This window comes from Alicyclobacillus acidoterrestris, from assembly GCF_022674245.1.
In the GTDB taxonomy this organism is placed as follows: Bacteria; Bacillota; Bacilli; order Alicyclobacillales; family Alicyclobacillaceae; genus Alicyclobacillus; species Alicyclobacillus acidoterrestris.
Window position 1 is genome coordinate 56,342 of sequence record NZ_CP080467.1, and the last position, 17,270, is coordinate 73,611.

A 17,270-nucleotide genomic window follows, 5' to 3' on the forward strand; every position below is an offset into this window, starting at 1 on the left:
CCATAGCTGCTTCTGGACACTCAAACGACCGTTTGTGCCACCACCTTTGGATGGGCTTTCTGCTGGTTGAGGGACAATCCGTCCAGCAACCAATTCAACTCTCGGTGGCTAATGACAACCGTCTTATCCTCGGCCGAATTGGGCCACTCAAACCGGCCTCGTTCCAATCGTCGATAGAATAGCCAGAACCCGTTATGCTGCCAGCATAGAATTTTGAGCTTATCCCGTTGACGGTTACAAAAGACGAACAAACACGGAGAGAACGGGTCCAACTGAAATTGTGCTTGTACCAACGCAGCTAATCCGTCGATGCTCTTACGCATATCCGTGACACCGCACGCTAGATAGACTCGCTGCTCTGGACCGATGTTGCTCAGCATGAACCTACGAGCGTCCTGATTAGGTCGAGCAACAATTGGGCGTCATATCCCGGATGCACTTCAATCGCGGCTGCTCCGACTCGAACCAGCAAGGGAGTGTTCGTAACCGAAAGAGATTCCCGAATTTGCACTGGTAGAAAGTCAGGCGAAGAGGAAGGAGTTGAGGTGAGTTCACGAAAACGGCGCACCCAGTACCAGAGTTGATGTTCCTTGATACCATGGTCGGCACACCACGCTGCGCCACTTTGTCCGCTGTTGTGGAACGCGGTCACACGCTCCTGCCAAGTTTCTCGCAACTGTGCCAAATTTGCTTTTGTCATGACCATGACCTCCTGAAAGGTTTTAACTACATTCTTTCAGGGTTTGCCCAGCCTCGCTAGGTGGGGAGAATTTGACGCTTACGTCTATCTCGAAAAGTTCAAAACGCGCAAGCAAGCCATACAGCGGATTTTCGAGTACATCGAAGTCTGGTATAACCGGGAGCGCGTTCACTCATCCATCGGATTTTTATCACCGGACGAGTGTGAAAGACGATATTTCCATGCCAAACGCATTAAAGTAAGCTGAGCAGATCGAGTGTCAGAATATTAGAACTTATATATTCTCCGTTTTGGGGTGTCCATTCTATTGACTTAATACCAGTTTTGCCTGTTCCACTTGCCCCCATGCAGACGACATTCTCTCGTCCTTGAATAAACTTGCCTTCTGCTAGTCCGAGAATCTTGGCTTTAGGCAGTGCAGGAATCGCCGTGAAGTCGAATTCCTCCAGTGTCTTTAACGCCGGGAATTTCGCTTGGCGTGTATACGTTTGTAGATGACTTTGCTGCCTCGAACTCACCTCCTCATTGAGACACGCAGATAAGTATTGAATCATCGTATGGTTGCTATTTTCTGCTTCTTGAGCGAGAGGAACCGTAAGCGCGTTTCAATCCTGGCATCCAAAGCTCTTTGCAATGCAGGTCTATCATCGCGGTGTAGAGTTCATCATTCATCAGTGCACCACTCCAGTTGCCAATAGGTCGTTTTTTGCTGGATTCTGCTTCTTGAGCCTGTACTGTAGGAGTTCATCTGGGACTGTGGATGTCGTGGGAATGTGTCGCTCAATATGAGTACGAATTTGTTCCGCAGTCACATACTCGGGATCAATCGACTCAATGGCGTTCAAGATGTCACTTGTTGCGTAGGACTGGTGCAAGAGCAGAATAGACAGAAAACCCTTGTATCCATCGGGGCGGCTCTGGGTCATCCGGCGACGGATTTGCTGGTACACCTCAGGCAATTGCCGGACGACAGCTGCATGGGTAACCGCGTGGGGCTTGTACGCGAGTACAGGCAGGTAGTGTTCGAGTTCCAGCATCGTTTGTCCACGTTCGTGTCGGCGAGCATGTGCTGCAACCACTCTATCGCGTTCCAAGATTTCAATGCGTTCCGCATACGCTCGTAACAACAGGGTTTTCCCAACGTAATACGAGGGAACGGAATATCGATTCCGGTCAAAGGTTACGAGACAAAGCCTGTTCACAACAACAGCATGTGAGGTCGCACAGCGGTGTGGACGAGCAGGTAACGGACGTAGCTGTTGCTGGTCCTGCATCCACTCAGATTGGCGTTTCTCTCTTTGCTCGTCGCACCAGCGTTGTAAGATCCTGTTGAATTCATCGAGGCTGCTAACTTCGGGAACGGGCACACAGACATGCCTGCGCACATAACCGACGCCATTCTCCACACCGCCCTTTTCATGAGGCTCACCAGGGCGACAAAACTCGCTGTCAAAGAGATAATGTGCTCGTAAACTAGAGAGCATCTCATGCTCCTCGCGCAGAGGACCGGCTAAAATCTTTGTTACAGTCGTTTTCGGATTGTCATAGCGTACACTGCCCGGCACGCCACCGAGCCATTCAAATGCATGTTGGTGTCCCTCAAGGAATGCTTCTAACTTTTCAGTTGAAAAAGCTCGCGCATAAATCACGCTACTGTAGTGGAGCCGTAGAACAAACAAGGAAATCTCCGTCATAACGCCATTGATTCGAATAGTGGCTTTCCCGAAGCCAGCCTGAGCAAGCTCTCCAGCGTCTGAGGCAAGCGGCACATATGCTTCGGGTCTCTTGTTGCGAAGCCTGTGAACCCACATGCGCACTGTGGATTCTGCCGCGTTAAACTCATCGGGGAATTCTGCTTTGAGACGCTCATGGATTCGAATTGCAGTGTGTTTCTGTTTTCTCGGGACACCGGGTCGCTCATCTTCCCGTAGCCATTGCTCAATCACAGGAATCCACCGTTCCATGGCTGGACGTGGACGATCCATAGTGAGGTTGTACTTAGGCAAATCAGCGTCATCGAGCATTTTTCGAATCGTCTGGCGCGAAATCTTGCACTGCCGACTAATTTCTCGAATAGACCAACCATCTACGAAGTGCTTTTTTCGGATATACTCTTTATCGACCATCCCGTACAAAATCCTTTCCTCCCATACGCTGAGCATCGCAACTCTAGCGTACAGGAATAGGCTTACGGGGTGGTCAACTTTTTGGTTATCAATGTACCTCCACGTGGTCAACTTTTATGTTAGCGAACACATAAGCCGCTAATAGCACCTCTTAAGCCCCGAATTTGGATTTGAGTCTTTGTCCCCTGTCCACTAAGCTTGAATTACATCAGTGGAGGGGATTTATTAATGCAACGGAAACGATATACCGTGGAATTCAAGGAGCTGGTTCTGAAGGAAGTGCGGAGGTTGGCAATGCTTCTCAGGTAGCCCGTCGCCACGGCCTTACTCCAGAAATTGTATATAACTAGATGGCTAAGTCCAAACATCAGGATTGGCAATCTACATCGCGTGAGGCGAAGAAGGTTACCAGCTATGACCCTTCCCCATCAGAGTTTAAGGAGTTGGAAACAGAGAGCGATAAGCTCAAGAAAATCCTAGGTGATAAGGACCTGGAGATTGCAATCCTGCGTGACCTGGTAAAAAAAGCGAACCCCGCTTATCGGACAAAATTGAAATAGCCGACAAGTGGATTAAGCGGGGACATAAAGCGGCTGTTGTCTTACGGATTGTCGGCGTAAGTGAGGCAACGTACTACTATCGTTTGAAGCATCAGAACAAGCCGCGCGTATACAATGGCGGGCGTCCGAAGCCTGGCCATTCTCTCATCGTTGAAGATAGCCCTGTCAGTCATGACCAGATCAAAGAATGGCTGTTGGGGGTGATATCTGGAGATGAGGCGAGTTATGGTTACAGGAAGCTAACTGTATACTTGCGACGGTACCATGACCTGATTGTCAACAACAAGAAGGTGTACCGCCTTTGTGCGGAACTAGATATCCTAAAGCCGCAGCGTCGCAAAAAAATACAGCATCCAAGACGGCTGGCAAACAATAGAGAAATCACTGGCTCAAACCAACTCTGGGAAATGGATATCAAGTATGGCTACATTGCTGATGAGCATCATTGATGTGTACGACCGCGCCATTGTGGACTATCACATCGGACTCTCCTGTGAGAGTCAACACGCGGCGAAGGTACTACAGCGTGCGTTGTGGAAGAGGCGGCTATTTGAGAGCCACAACCTTCCGGTCATCCGAACGGACAATGGCCCGCAATTCATTAGTCATGTCTTTGAGGGCGCTGTGAGTATCTAGGTGTAACGCATGAACGTATTCCGCCGAAGACGCCAAACAAGAACGCGCATATTGAATCGTTTCATTCACAGTTGGAAAGCGACCGCCTATTTGCTGCAGAATTCGAGAACTATCAAGCAGCGTATGAAGTCGTGACAGAATACATTACGTTCTACAACCAGCGCCGAGTTCACGGTAGTTTGTATGACCTAGCGCCGGAACAATTCATTCGTGCGATTGCCCACAATGAAGTGAAGCCATTCGTGATCAAGGTTTAATGCATGCAATTTTACGAGCGAGTGAGATTAAGGGAGCAAGGCTCTAATATTGAGGGGTTAAACCGTGCCGGGTCCATTTCTTCCTTGACAAAACTCTGAATGAATTCATTAAAAGTATCGTCCGGAGTTTGCGGCAGAAATTCAAAAACTTTTTGCCTCCAGTCCGGTTCTCCAATTGCAGCGATATAACATTCGAGGGCGGATTCTACGTTGTACGCGGTAATCACACTTGCGGATTACGAGGATCATCCTCTGCTAGGCGGTAAAGCGTCATATACATCACCTCTCTCCTAGTGCTCAAAGGCAACCAGTGATTTCAAGGGGATTGTAGTAAGTGTCAGATTGATAAGGTAAGTTTTATGGAAGGAAAATCCTCATTTTGAGGGGCATTTGGAACTAGCCATCCTATAATGACAGGCCCGATACATCTGTTGTTGTTGAAGATTCCCTACTGTACTATCCACCGGATCTTAACCTCCCTGGAAACGGGGTCCTTAAAGTGATTTACATTTTTTGGTGATAACATCATGTTTCAGCAGGAAGTCTCAGCTGTTCGGCGAATAGAACATAGTTCACAAAATTAACTTGTTCAACGGGACGGATTGTCACATATCTTTCCAATAACGCTCTTCCTTTCGACGCAAATTCCGAAGGAAGGCGTTTGTATAAAACGCGGTTATCAACTTTTGAGAAAAGGGCAGGTAGTTATCGTATGAAGCACCAGAGTGGTATGAACGAAGTGGATACCACTATAGAGGCACTAGTAAGTGCAGTGGACTTGTTCAGTGGTGCCGGAGGACTGACTAACGGACTAGAAAGATCTGGGATTGATGTCCGGCTCGGGATTGACATAGACCCAGCTTGCGCTTATCCATACACAGCGAATAACAAAGCTAATTTTGTTTTGAAGTCAGTTGAAGATGTGACCGCAGAGGAAATCAACGATGCATTTACAAATAGTAGACTCCGCCTTTTGGCAGGATGTGCTCCTTGTCAAACATTTTCTACGTACAATCAAAGAGCCCGAGAAACCGATAGTCGCTGGTGGCTTCTTTTGCAATTTGCGAGAATTGTTAAAGAGGTATCCCCTGAGCTTGTAACGATGGAGAACGTACCTAATCTCGAGCGTCAAAATGTATTCCAAGAATTTGTTCAAACCCTGAAGGATGAAGGATACAAGGTGTCATACCAAATTGTAAATTGTGCTGAGTATGGAATACCACAACAGCGTAAGCGATTGGTTCTTCTAGCATCTAAGTTAGGAGCAATAAAGTTACTAGATCCTTCACTATGTGGATCGGGATTGAAATCAGTGCGCGATGCAATCGGAGATCTTCCACCTCTCGAAGCTGGTGGCAAATGCGATATGGATCCCCTTCATCGATGTTCGTCTTTGTCTCCTATTAACCTTCGCCGCATCCGGGCCTCCCGTCCAGGCGGTTCGTGGAGGGATTGGGATAAGGAACTGATAGCAGAGTGTCATAAGAAAAAAACAGGGAAATCATATCCGGGCGTTTATGGACGCATGGAATGGGACCAACCTGCTCCAACAATAACTACTCAGTTTTTTGGGTTTGGAAACGGTAGGTTCGGACACCCAGAACAAGATAGAGCACTTTCTCTCCGTGAAGGGGCTATATTGCAAAGTTTCCCCCGTGATTACAAATTTGTTGCTCCGGACCAAGACATATCGATTGCTACAATTGGACGTTTGATTGGAAATGCGGTTCCTGTAAAACTGGGAGAAGTTATAGGTAGGAGCATACTTGCACATGTAAATGAGCTTGAATGCAGAGCCGCAGTTCTATCTGGAGGTATGCAATATGCATAATGAAATGTATTCATACACCGGTCATGTCCCTGAACCTGGACAACTTGTTGAAGTGCGCCGACGTCAGTGGGTTGTCCACCAGGTGCAAGGCAATGCTTTATCATCTGACTTAAGCTCTCAGCATCTTGTTACACTGTCATCTATTAATGAGGATTCTCTGGGCGAGGAGATTCAAGTCATTTGGCAATTAGAGCCTGGAGCGCGCATCATTGAGAGAGCTGGCTTGCCACAAATTACAGGATGGGACTCTGCTGATCGACTTGAAGCATTCCTGGATGCTGTGAGGTGGGGGACAGCGACGAATGCTGATAAATCTTTTCTTCAAGCCCCATTCCGGAGCGGAGTTACTATTGAGGACTATCAACTCGATCCTTTAGTACGAGCTATTGATATGGCACGTGTCAATCTGCTTATTGCAGACGATGTAGGGCTTGGTAAGACTATTGAAGCCGGGTTAGTAATACAGGAGCTTTTGGTTCGGCATCGTGCTAGAACAGTGCTAATCGTATGTCCTGCCCCCCTGCAAGTTAAGTGGCAAACGGAAATGCAAGATAAATTTGGGCTTGAATTTAGAATCGTTGACACAGAGTATATCAAGAAACTTCGCCGAGAGCGGGGTATTCGCGTAAATCCTTGGACATCGTTTCCACGTCTCATCTCGTCAATGGATTGGATGAAGAGTGGAGAGGGGTTGCGCTTGTTGAGAGATGTTCTTCCATCGCATCCAACTTATCCTCGCAAATTCGATATCCTTGTTGTTGATGAAGCACATAACGTTGCTCCTGCTGTTGCGTCTCGTTATGCTCTTGAGAGCCAAAGAACGAAACTGATACGCCTCATTTCTCCTCATTTTTCACATCGACTCTTCTTGAGTGCTACGCCTCATAATGGTTATCAGGAATCATTTACAGCACTGCTCGAATTATTGGATGATCAGCGTTTTGCTAGAACAGTCATGCCAGATGAAAAACAATTACAGCGGATCATGATCCGTAGACTCAAGAGTGACCTAGTTGACGCAGATAACCAACCACTTTTTCCGGTGCGCAAGCTTGAGTGTCTTGAAGTAGACTATTCTGATGAGGAACTAGAGATTCATAATTTATTACAGAAATTTATCCGCAGCCGCTCCCAAAGTGTACAGGGAACGCGCTATGCATATGCTACAGATTTCGTTCATGTCCTCCTAAAAAAGAGGCTGTTTTCATCACCGATGGCGTTCGCTGTTACTCTTGCAAAACATAGGGAGAGCTTTGAACGAAATAACAAGGGTAGTGAAGCAAGGGCGTTGAAGGAACGCATTTTGCACAGGGCAATTGTACAAGCAGAAGGGGAATATGAAAATGAGGACCAAGCGGAAGATGCACAGGGTCAAGCTATAGACATTGCTAGTGAACTTTCGATTCCCCTTTCACAAGAACAACGAATAATGCTAGATAAGTTAAGCAATTGGGCAGAACGAGCAAAAAATCGTGCGGATTCAAAAGCGAATGCCATTCTTAGCTGGCTTAGTACGTATTTGAAGCCTAACGGTCAATGGAATAAGAAAAGAGTAATTTTGTTCACTGAGTATCGTGCAACTCACGAGTGGTTACGGCAAATTCTCGCGACTCACGGGTTCGGGGGAGATCGTCTTATGGTACTACATGGTGGGACACCTCTCGAAGAACGCGAGAAAATCAAAGCTGCATTTCAAACTCATCCCGATATTTCTCCAGTTCGGATTTTACTAGCAACCGATGCAGCCTCCGAGGGTATCGATCTACAGAATCATTGTAACTACATGATTCATGTCGAGATTCCTTGGAATCCAAACATAATGGAACAACGAAACGGCAGAATTGACCGACACGGACAAAGGGAGAAGGCCGTGTTTATTTGGCATCCGGTGGGCAAGGGGTTTAACACCGGAGGTAGCCCGCGAAACTTTGGTGGCTTAGGTGACCATGAATATCTAATGAGAGCTGCATTAAAAGTTGAGCAGATCCGGGAGGACCTGGGTACTGTAGGTCCCGTGATATCACAACAAATCTTAGATGCAATGTTGGGTAAACGCAAAACTTTGGATATATCCAATGCTGAATCGAAGGAGCGTCATATAAGAAGGCTGATTTCGGTCGAAAGGCGGTTACACGAGCGAATTACGCGGCTTCATGAAAAGCTCCTGGAAGCTAAAAGTAACTTACATTTAGATTCTGAGCACATCGAACGGACCGTCCGTGTAGCTCTTGAACTCGCGGAAAAGCCCCCGTTAAAGTCCATTTCCTTACCGGGAGTTCCAAATGGTAAGGTGTTTGAGGTTCCGACGCTACCCGGATCGTGGGGGCGTGCTACTGCAGGACTGGAACACCCTCATACCGGCTTTAGGCGTCCAATTACTTTTGATCATGATGTGGCAAAAGGTAGGGACGACGTTGTCCTGGTCCACTTGAATCATAAGCTTGTACAAATGTGCCTACGTTTGCTAAGGGAAGAATTGTGGAAACTTGATGATGTTAAGCTGCTCCACCGAGTAACAGTTCGGTGTGTTCCGGATACTGAGTTGCAAGAACTGGGCGTAGCAGTATGGTCCCGACTCCTCATAACGGGTGGCGGCCATAATCGGTTACATGAGGAAATAACTCTTGCAGGCGGAGAGATAAAGGACTCCGGTTTTACAAGGATCCCCCAAATTGGTCGTCTGGAGAGCCTGCTTGAGAGGTCCATCCCGATTGAGCCAAGTCCTGTATTATTCAGTATCTTAGAGGAAAGGTTCAAGAGAGATGAAGAATCGATATGGGCAGCGGTGGAAGCACGATCCCGTGATCGTCTCAAATACCTCGGAAGCACACTAAGCAGGAGAAAACTAAGTGAAATAGACGATGTATTAACCGTGCTTAACGAGCTTGAACAGAACCTCAAAAACGAATTAGAGGATGATGGTCCTCAACAGATGGAATTACAATTATGGCCTGAAGAGGAACGTAACCAGCTTCGACGTGACATGGACGCGCTTAGAGCGCGACTGGAACGCATTCCCGAAGAGAAAAAACGTGAAATCGCATCGGTGCAGAGCCGTTATAAGAATTTGGTTGATCGGACATTCCCTGTCGCGGTAGTATTTCTTGTACCACAATCGCAATTGGAAAAGGGTAGATAACAATGGAACGTGTGTCTCGGCATATTGAGTGGCTTTCATTAATCGAGGTATCGGGTCCATTTCTTGCTGTAAGTATGTTGGAACGTGCGTTCCCGCAGGGATTGGAATCTGTAGAGACCCCAAGAAGGCGGCGCCTTCGTGCAGCTTATGAAGAGTGGTCAGAGGCCGTAGATAATAAGGATAATGATCTTCGTGCCTTACATCGGGAATGGGTACGACTTGTTCTCAAGGATGTTTTAGAATATGACGACGATGTACTAATTCCCAATTCTGAATTAGATCAGCCTTTGTCAGTCCGCTCTATGGATACATGTAGTCAATTTGCTCCTGACCTAGTAGTTTCCTTAGGAAATAACGCCAAACCTCGGTTATTTGTGTCCATCCTAGATCCTGAAACCGATATGGAAAGTGTGCGGCAAAATGATGGATGGCCAGTTTCCCCAATTGAGAGAATGGTGTTGCTCTGCCGCGAAAGCGAGGTGCAATTAGGGTTAATTACTAATGGTGAACGATGGACCCTTGTGAACGCGATCGAAGGTGCGACATCGGGCTATGCATCGTGGTATTCACGGTTATGGATACAAGAACCGATAACTCTTCAAGCTTTTCAATCACTCTTGGGCGTGCGCCGTTGTTTTGGTCCTGAGGATGAAACTTTAGAAGCATTACTCCAAGAGTCCCTACAACATCAGGATGAGGTTACAGACACATTAGGAGCACAGGTACGGCGAGCTGTGGAAGTTCTGGTTCAATGTCTCGATAAAGCTGATGAAGACCGAGATCGTAAGTTGTTACAGGACGTTGAACCATCAGAACTATACGAAGCTGGTCTAACTGTTATGATGCGACTGGTTTTTATTCTCTGTGCGGAGGAACGCGGATTACTACTGTTGGGGGATCCGGTTTATGACCAGTATTACGCACTTTCGACATTACGTGCGCAACTTGAAGAAGAAAGGGATCTACACGGGCAGGAAGTTCTCGAACGTAGATATGATGCTTGGGCTAGAGTGCTCACTGTATTCCGAACGATATACAGCGGGATAGAACATGAATCCTTGAGAATGCCAGCCCTCGGAGGTTCCCTTTTTGATCCGGATCGTTTTCCCTTCTTAGAAGGACGACAAAAAGGAACCAGTTGGATTGAGACAGAGGCTATGCCCTTACCAATCGACAATCGGACAGTTTTGTTACTTCTAAACTCCCTTCAGGTTCTTGAACAGTCCCAGGGAGCAGTTATGCTGTCGTACCGTGCATTAGATGTGGAGCAAATCGGTCATGTATATGAGGGCCTCCTTGAGCATACTGCGAAACGCGTGCCCCAAATAACATTAGGCCTAACAGGATCTCAGAATGCAAAGGATCCCAATATTCCTTTGCATGAGTTGGAGTCAGCGTTTTTAGACAGTGCAGAAACCTTGATAGCGTGCGTCAAGGAGACGACAAAACGGAGTGAATCTGCTATTCGGCATGCGATAGAGCGCACCCCCGAAGAAGAGGCAATTGTTCGCCTTTTATCAGTTTGTGGTGGGGATACGAAACTCGCTGAGCGTATCCTCCCTTACGTGAATCTACTCCGTACTGATGCGTGGGACGAACCAATTATTTACCGTGAGAATTCCTTTATGGTCACTTTAGGGGCAGATCGGAGAGATACTGGGACTCATTACACACCCAAGTCACTAACCGAGAGTATAGTTGCGCTTACCCTAGAGCCGTTAGTTTATGTGGGCCCTGAAGAGGGCAAGCCAAGGGAACTGTGGCAGTTGAAGTTATCGTCCCAAATACTAGATCTCAAGATCTGTGATCCAGCAATGGGGTCTGGAGCTTTTTTAGTTCAAGCATGTCGGTGGATTGCCGAAAGATTGATTGAAGCGTGGGCTGTTGAGGAACAAAACGGTAAGGTAATTACAGTCGATGGACTTGTACAAGAAAGTCTTGAGGACGCTGAACCAATGCCGTCTCAACTTGATGAGCGCCTAATCATTGCAAGGCAGTTGGTTGCTGAGCGTTGTCTATATGGGGTTGATGTCAATCCTTTGGCGGTAGAACTAGCTAAACTTTCAATCTGGCTAATTACCATGGCGAAGAATCGACCGTTTGCGTTCTTGGATCACAATTTGCGTAACGGTGATAGCTTAGTTGGAATTCACCGATTAGACCAATTGACAAAGTTAGTTCTAAGGCCCGAAGCCGAGGAGCGGCTGCTTGGGCTTTTCGGACGTAATATCGTTCAGGTCGTTGGGGAAGCAGCTGAAATCCGAGAGAAGTTACGTAATATACCCATTCGTGATATTCATGACGTTGAGACGATGAAACACTTGGATAAAACAGCGACTAACAAGCTCGAAGGCATAGAGTGTCTAGCCGATGCGTTGATTGGTGAATATTTACGAGTTAATGGAAGTGCCCGTGAACTTGAGCTCGCCCTACAGGACTTAGCGTACTACGCCGAGGAGTTGTTTGATGGAAATGGAGAAATTATCATAACTGCATCAAAAAGAATACGCGATGCATTAGGTGGAAGTATCCCAGGAAGTACCATAACCCGGAAGCCCTTTCATTGGCCACTTGAGTATCCGGAAGTATTCATGTCAAAAAACGGTGGGTTCGATGCAATAATCGGAAATCCTCCGTTTATGGGTGGACGTCGTATGAGAAGCGCTCTTGGAGATACCATGATGCAGTGGTTTGTCACACTGTGGCCACATTCAAGCTTGAATGCGGATTTGTGTTCCTTTTTCTATCTACGGGCATCGATGATTCTACGAGAAAATGGCGAATTTGGCTTGTTATCGACAAATACCATCGCTCAGGGGGACACTGCCCGTACAGGGTTGGCGTACTTGGTTGACAAGTCGGGTACAAGTATTCGCTTTGCTCTCTCCTCATTCCCTTGGCCGGGATCAGCAGCCGTAACGGCGTCCCTCGTTATCGGACATCAGGGGGACTGGAGCGGGTTGAAGCATCTAGATCAACACCCCGTCGAGTTCATATCTCCAGCGCTAGACGACAAAGAGGGATGGGGAGAAGCGAAAAAATTACTCGGTAATAAGCAGCATTGTTACCAGGGGTCTGTTCTGAGAGGAACTGGGTTCATACTAACTCAAGATGAAGCAAAAGCTTATATGAGTAATGCGGTGGAAAATAAACAGGTCATTCATCCCTACCTCAATGGAGAAAGCGTGAATTCGGACCCCCAACAGAAAGCCGACCGGTGGGCCATTGACTTTCGTAATGCAAGTTTGGAGGAATGCGAGAGTAGATGGCCTGAGTTACTCCAGCGCGTACGCCTACTAGTCAAACCAGAAAGAGATAAAGGACGCACAGAGGCAGACCGCAAATATTGGTGGCGTCATTGGAGGACTCGAGAGGAATTATACGACAAATTAAAAAACAAAGAGAACGTATTTGTGATATCTGGCGTGACCAAATACGTCGCAATCGTTCGTGTACCAGCGAAGCAAGTCTTCAGTCACGCAGTGTTTGTTTTTGACTTACCTTCATGGGCAGCTTTTGCCACACTTCAGTGCTCATTTCATGAGTTGTGGGTAAGGAGGCAAAGCTCTTCAATGAAGGGAGACATTCGATACGCGCCGTCAGACTGTTTTGATACGTACCCGTTTTTACATCTAAGTGGCGAGGGACTTGAAGAAGTTGGTCTGAGTTATCATGATACTCGGAAGAAAATAATGTTGTCCCGGAGTGAAGGTTTGACTAGCACTTATAACCGCTTTCACGATCCGAATGAAGCTGCAGATGATATTGCGGAGCTGAGGAACCTCCATATGGTAATGGACTATGCTGTAGCTAATGCTTATGGTTGGGGAGACATCCAGTTAGAGCATGGATTTTACGACACCAAACAAGGACTTCGATACACCATTTCCGAGTCGGCTGCAAGAGAAGTGCTCATACGTCTTCTAAAATTGAACCATGATCGTTTTGAATTAGAGACACCTGTAGGGGCCGGAAACAAAAAGGTAAACCCGGGGAATCAAAAGATTCGTCGTTCGAAACGAGACAACCAAGATGAGAAACAACTTGGTTTATTTATATGAATCCGCATGTTTGTCAAAGAAGATGATTGCCTTACGAAATTGAGGGACAGCGTAACCTCAGGTCAAGGTGATTTGGAGGGATATACATGGCAAAGGAGAACCATGATAGCTTAGGAGTTGAGGCACCTGATCTCCACAGTGTCCAACCAAATGCGTGGATCGTCCGCATCAACAACTCGCAGTCATTAGCTTATTTCTCCATTACCTTAGATATGGACTCATCCGAATGTGCTGGCATACGCCCCGGAGATGGTTTTTTGTTGATAGAAGAGACAATGCGGATTTTTGCCATTGCAAGGGTCTATCGTAAACGTCCGGGTCATAGTTGCACTACCTTTCTCTTCGATGGAATTACAGCAGTTGAGCCAGTGAAATCACTCACCGATTTCGGCGTTTCACAGAGTCAGAATGCCAGCTTCATTTCCCGTTTGGATTGGGCAGTTTTCGAATCGGTGACACAACAGATATGTGGATTTCAGTTCTCCGCCCTACCAGTTGTTTCGGGCGATACTCCGCAAGAGCAGGCCTACGTCCGGGAACTACTTCAGTCCGCGGTGGTGGATGATCTTCTAGGTCCAGCGGGAGGACCTACCGAGGAAATTATTGATATGAGTGTGCGGGATCGATATTTGGTGGGTAAGCTTGCACCGCAGAACACCCGCATCGAAGATGAAGACAACATTGCCAAGGCAGGTGAGATTGACTCGGAGGAATCTGAAGGGGAAGTTGATGCTTCAACTAATCAGTCGCTTGTTCCATCATCCATTGGATTTACATTCTGTGTAGATGGATCTGTTTCAGAGGTCGAACTTGATGCAAGGTGGGGCCGTTATCAGCGTGGAGAAAGCGAACGAATTAATGAAAAGACTGAAAAACCATTTCGTGCTTGGAAAAGGATACCGTCTGGTGGGACAAAAACCATTACCTTAAAGCAGGGAATAATTGAACCTTTTGTTATTGATGAAACTTGTCCCGAGGTCATTATACAGGGAACTGTAAGTAATCCTCTCGAAAGCGGGGATAGGTTGGTAACTCTATTCATGGTTAATACCCAGGACGCACCGAAACAAAATCAGGATGCAGCATGGGTATTTCAGCCGGCAATGAAAGTTCGCGATTTGCATGGACAGGCGATTTTTAGAAAGCGCCCTGTGTTAGGGATGAATGGAGCAGACGAAGAACGAGAATCCCTTGAGATGATATATCGGAACCATGTCGAGTTTGCTGTAGGTCACGGGGTATCAGTTCACGCAGTTATTGCTGAGCATGACAATGAACACGCAATTGAGGTTCGAACCAGTGTGATTCCAACCTTTGAAGTTCCGGTCACCGAAACTCCCGGTCTGGATGTAAGTGATCGTCCAGCGATGAGACGACTTGTGAATGAAGGATATCTCGACATGGAGCGACTTGCACAGTTGGAAGTCGATGAACTCATAAATGCTTTAACCATCCTTACTGAAGACTATAAAAACTGGATTACCGAGCAAAGATCGAGAATTGGAAGCTCTGTGCACGGGTATGAGAGTCCAGCGAATGAAGCATTGAACCGTTGCGAAATAGTGCTTGGTAGGCTTAAAGATGGCATCAATACATTGCGAACCAATGAAAAGGCTGTTGAAGCATTCAGGTTCGCCAATCGGGCAATGGCTTCTCAGCGTATTCACAGCATATTTGCTTTACAGCGACGACGTGGAGAAGCACCGGATTTAGATGCTCTCAATGTTTCGAAAAATAGATCGTGGCGACCGTTTCAGCTTGCTTTCATGCTTTTATCAATACCTTCGTTAGCGGATCCCACTCACAAAGATCGCACGGAACCTCTTGAGGCATATGCCGACTTATTGTGGTTTCCAACTGGTGGAGGCAAAACGGAGGCTTATTTAGGTGTTGCTGCTTTTACAATGGCGATCCGCCGGCTACAGCACGACCTTGGCGACTTTGATTCAGGACGCGGACTGGCCGTAATCATGCGGTATACACTTCGTCTCTTAACCCTTCAGCAATTTCAACGTGCCACGGCTTTAATTTGCGCTATGGAGGTGCTGAGACGGGGTAATCCGCAAGTGTGGGGGCAAGAGCCTTTTACGATTGGTTTGTGGGTTGGTCAACGTGTCACACCAAATACAACCAAAGAGAGTCATGATGCCATTGAAGCTGAACGTGAAAAAAAGCATCGTAGTGGTTCCACGCCTGCCCAACTCACGAGCTGTCCTTGGTGTGGCTCTGAAATACTTCCCGGTAGGGACGTCCATGTTGATAGGGAGATTGGTAGAACACTGATTTACTGTAGTGACAAGTATGGACGATGTGATTTTAGCAAATCACGATCAAAGGACTTAGGAATACCAGTTCTTGTTGTAGATGATGAATTATATCGACGCCCTCCATCGATGTTGATTGCAACAGTAGATAAGTTCGCGCTGACTGCATGGAGAGGTCAAGTAAGGACTCTGTTTGGCCATGCTTCTCAAGAATGTCCACGTCATGGATTGTTATGGCCGGAAGCTGATTGTACGGGAAACCATCAGAGAAAAGGGAATCTGTTATCGACCTCAGTTCGGCAAATAAAGGCCATTCGCCCGCCTGACTTAATTATTCAGGATGAGTTCCATCTGATCAGTGGTCCGCTAGGCACAATGGTTGGATTATATGAAACTGCCGTGGACGACCTTTGTTCTTGGACGCTTAATGGGAAAATCATCAGACCAAAAATCATTGCTTCCACAGCGACCGTTCGAAAGGCAAGTGAGCAAGTCCGGAACGTTTTCTTAAGGGAAGTATCCGTGTTCCCGCCACATGGGCTAGATGTCGAAGACAACTTTTTCTCTGTTCAGAGACCGGTTGAGCAAAAACCCGGACGTCGTTATATAGGCATATGTTCACCAGGAAGCTCAAGACCCGCTGTGCTGATTCGAGTATATGTGGCTATGCTTACGGCGGCGCAGTCATTATTTGACCACTTCGGTCAAGTGGCAGATCCCTACATGACCGTAGTCGGCTATTTCAATTCGCTTCGTGAACTAGGAGGTATGCGGCGCCTTGCTGAGGACGATGTTCAAACACGTTCCTATCGAGTGCAAATGAGTAATGTGGCGCGACCTGGGTTAAAACAACGCGCTGTGCGAAACGTGGATGAACTGACTTCTCGAGTGTCCAACAAGGACATACCGAGCAAATTGGATCGTTTGGAAATTAAATTCAAGAAATCACCGGAGAAGAAAGAAAAACCCGTTGATATCGTGCTTGCGACTAACATGCTCTCAGTAGGCGTGGATGTGAATCGATTGGGGCTTATGGTTGTGAACGGGCAACCCAAAAGTACGGCGGAGTACATTCAGGCAACCAGTCGAGTTGGACGTTCTTTTCCGGGATTGGTCTGCACAGTTTTAACTTGGTCACGACCTCGGGATTTATCGCACTATGAGACTTTCGAGCACTATCATTCAACTTTTTATAAACATGTAGAAGCCCAATCGGTTACCCCTTTTGCGCCCCGTGCATTGGATCGAGGACTAACCGGTGCAATGGTCAGCTGGTTGAGAATGTACTCTGAATCTTTGAATCCCAATTCCGGCGCAGAAGCTCTCGACAGCACAACAAAGTACGAAGTTGAGAAAGTGAGGCACGCTTTTTCTGATAGAGCGTGGAAAGTGAAAGGTAAATCAGCTAAGGACAATACAATATCGATGATCTCGGATCGCATCGACCGTTGGGTGAAGGAATCGACAAGACCAGGAAGACATCTTGGCTATGAAACACGTCACGGCCAGGGAGATGTTGCAGCATTGTTGAAAAAGCCTGGAGTGCTTGCGTGGGACGAATTTACCGTTCCTATGTCCATGCGAGAAGTTGAACCCGGCGTTCAGTTGGTAATGGATACAATGAGCTTATCTGAACTTCCGCAGTGGAAGGCCCAAGAGAAAAACACGAAGCGCGAAGGGAGCACGAAATAGTGAG

At 47.0% G+C, this 17,270-nt stretch carries 10 protein-coding genes and 2 pseudogenes; 8 read left to right on the forward strand and 4 right to left on the reverse strand.

Annotation, left to right across the window (positions count from 1 at the left end; genetic code table 11):
* Positions 1-20: 20 nt before the first annotated feature.
* On the reverse strand, positions 21-380 hold the full coding sequence (gene tnpB / locus K1I37_RS00320; protein ID WP_021295101.1) for an IS66 family insertion sequence element accessory protein TnpB: 360 nt from the start codon (positions 378-380) through the stop codon (positions 21-23).
* The gene (gene tnpA / locus K1I37_RS00325; RefSeq protein ID WP_206918846.1) at positions 374-700 is read right to left on the reverse strand and encodes an IS66 family insertion sequence element accessory protein TnpA; all 327 of its coding nucleotides are present in this window, start codon (positions 698-700) and stop codon (positions 374-376) included. The genes tnpB and tnpA overlap by 7 nt, the downstream gene beginning before the upstream one ends.
* Before the next feature lie 43 nt (positions 701-743).
* Here tnpA and K1I37_RS00330 point away from each other — a divergent pair, with 43 nt between their 5' ends.
* Positions 744-947, forward strand: a complete 204-nt coding sequence (locus K1I37_RS00330; protein WP_272496359.1) for an IS3 family transposase — start codon at positions 744-746, stop codon at positions 945-947.
* Here K1I37_RS00330 and K1I37_RS00335 read toward each other — a convergent pair.
* Both K1I37_RS00335 and istA read right to left on the reverse strand, forming a co-directional pair.
* Positions 934-1,275 (reverse strand): annotated as a pseudogene (locus K1I37_RS00335) (ATP-binding protein); the annotation flags it as partial. The gene K1I37_RS00330 and the pseudogene K1I37_RS00335 sit on opposite strands and share 14 nt — an antisense overlap.
* Before the next feature lie 96 nt (positions 1,276-1,371).
* A complete protein-coding gene (istA, locus tag K1I37_RS00340; protein WP_031218525.1) occupies positions 1,372-2,826 on the reverse strand; it encodes an IS21 family transposase in 1,455 nt (484 codons plus the stop codon).
* Positions 2,827-3,586: 760 nt separating this feature from the next.
* On the opposite strand from istA, the gene K1I37_RS21690 reads away from it, so the two are divergent.
* The 7 genes and pseudogenes from K1I37_RS21690 (at position 3,587) to drmA (ending at position 17,266) form a co-directional block, all read left to right on the forward strand.
* The gene (locus K1I37_RS21690) at positions 3,587-3,835 is read left to right on the forward strand and encodes an IS3 family transposase (RefSeq protein ID WP_407653215.1); all 249 of its coding nucleotides are present in this window, start codon (positions 3,587-3,589) and stop codon (positions 3,833-3,835) included.
* A complete protein-coding gene (locus K1I37_RS00345) occupies positions 3,807-4,022 on the forward strand; it encodes an IS3 family transposase (RefSeq protein WP_021296318.1) in 216 nt (71 codons plus the stop codon). Before K1I37_RS21690 ends, K1I37_RS00345 begins: the two co-directional genes overlap by 29 nt.
* An 11-nt stretch (positions 4,023-4,033) precedes the next feature.
* Positions 4,034-4,279: pseudogene (locus K1I37_RS21695) on the forward strand (integrase core domain-containing protein); the annotation flags it as partial.
* A gap of 712 nt (positions 4,280-4,991) precedes the next feature.
* Positions 4,992-6,110 (forward strand): DNA cytosine methyltransferase, encoded by a 1,119-nt coding sequence (locus tag K1I37_RS00350; RefSeq protein WP_021296320.1) that lies wholly within the window; start codon positions 4,992-4,994, stop codon positions 6,108-6,110.
* Positions 6,103-9,249: a DISARM system SNF2-like helicase DrmD gene (drmD, locus tag K1I37_RS00355; RefSeq protein WP_021296321.1), complete on the forward strand. Its 3,147-nt coding sequence runs from the start codon at positions 6,103-6,105 to the stop codon at positions 9,247-9,249. The genes K1I37_RS00350 and drmD overlap by 8 nt, the downstream gene beginning before the upstream one ends.
* Positions 9,250-9,251: 2 nt before the next feature.
* Entirely contained in the window at positions 9,252-13,310 is a 4,059-nt protein-coding gene (locus tag K1I37_RS00360) for a DNA methyltransferase (protein ID WP_021296322.1), read from the forward strand.
* An 86-nt stretch (positions 13,311-13,396) separates the two neighbouring features.
* Positions 13,397-17,266: a DISARM system helicase DrmA gene (gene drmA, locus K1I37_RS00365; RefSeq protein WP_021296323.1), complete on the forward strand. Its 3,870-nt coding sequence runs from the start codon at positions 13,397-13,399 to the stop codon at positions 17,264-17,266.
* Positions 17,267-17,270: the final 4 nt, after the last annotated feature.

Excerpts from the sequence above, each read along its gene's own strand:
- tnpB (WP_021295101.1), bottom strand. The coding sequence starts at position 380 with ATGCTGAGCAACATCGGTCCAGAGCAGCGAGTCTATCTAGCGTGCGGT.
- tnpA (WP_206918846.1), bottom strand. The coding sequence starts at position 700 with ATGACAAAAGCAAATTTGGCACAGTTGCGAGAAACTTGGCAGGAGCGT.
- istA (WP_031218525.1), bottom strand. The coding sequence starts at position 2,826 with ATGGTCGATAAAGAGTATATCCGAAAAAAGCACTTCGTAGATGGTTGG.
- K1I37_RS00345 (WP_021296318.1), top strand. The coding sequence starts at position 3,807 with ATGGCTACATTGCTGATGAGCATCATTGATGTGTACGACCGCGCCATT.
- K1I37_RS00350 (WP_021296320.1), top strand. The coding sequence starts at position 4,992 with ATGAAGCACCAGAGTGGTATGAACGAAGTGGATACCACTATAGAGGCA.
- drmD (WP_021296321.1), top strand. The coding sequence starts at position 6,103 with ATGCATAATGAAATGTATTCATACACCGGTCATGTCCCTGAACCTGGA.
- K1I37_RS00360 (WP_021296322.1), top strand. The coding sequence starts at position 9,252 with ATGGAACGTGTGTCTCGGCATATTGAGTGGCTTTCATTAATCGAGGTA.
- drmA (WP_021296323.1), top strand. The coding sequence starts at position 13,397 with ATGGCAAAGGAGAACCATGATAGCTTAGGAGTTGAGGCACCTGATCTC.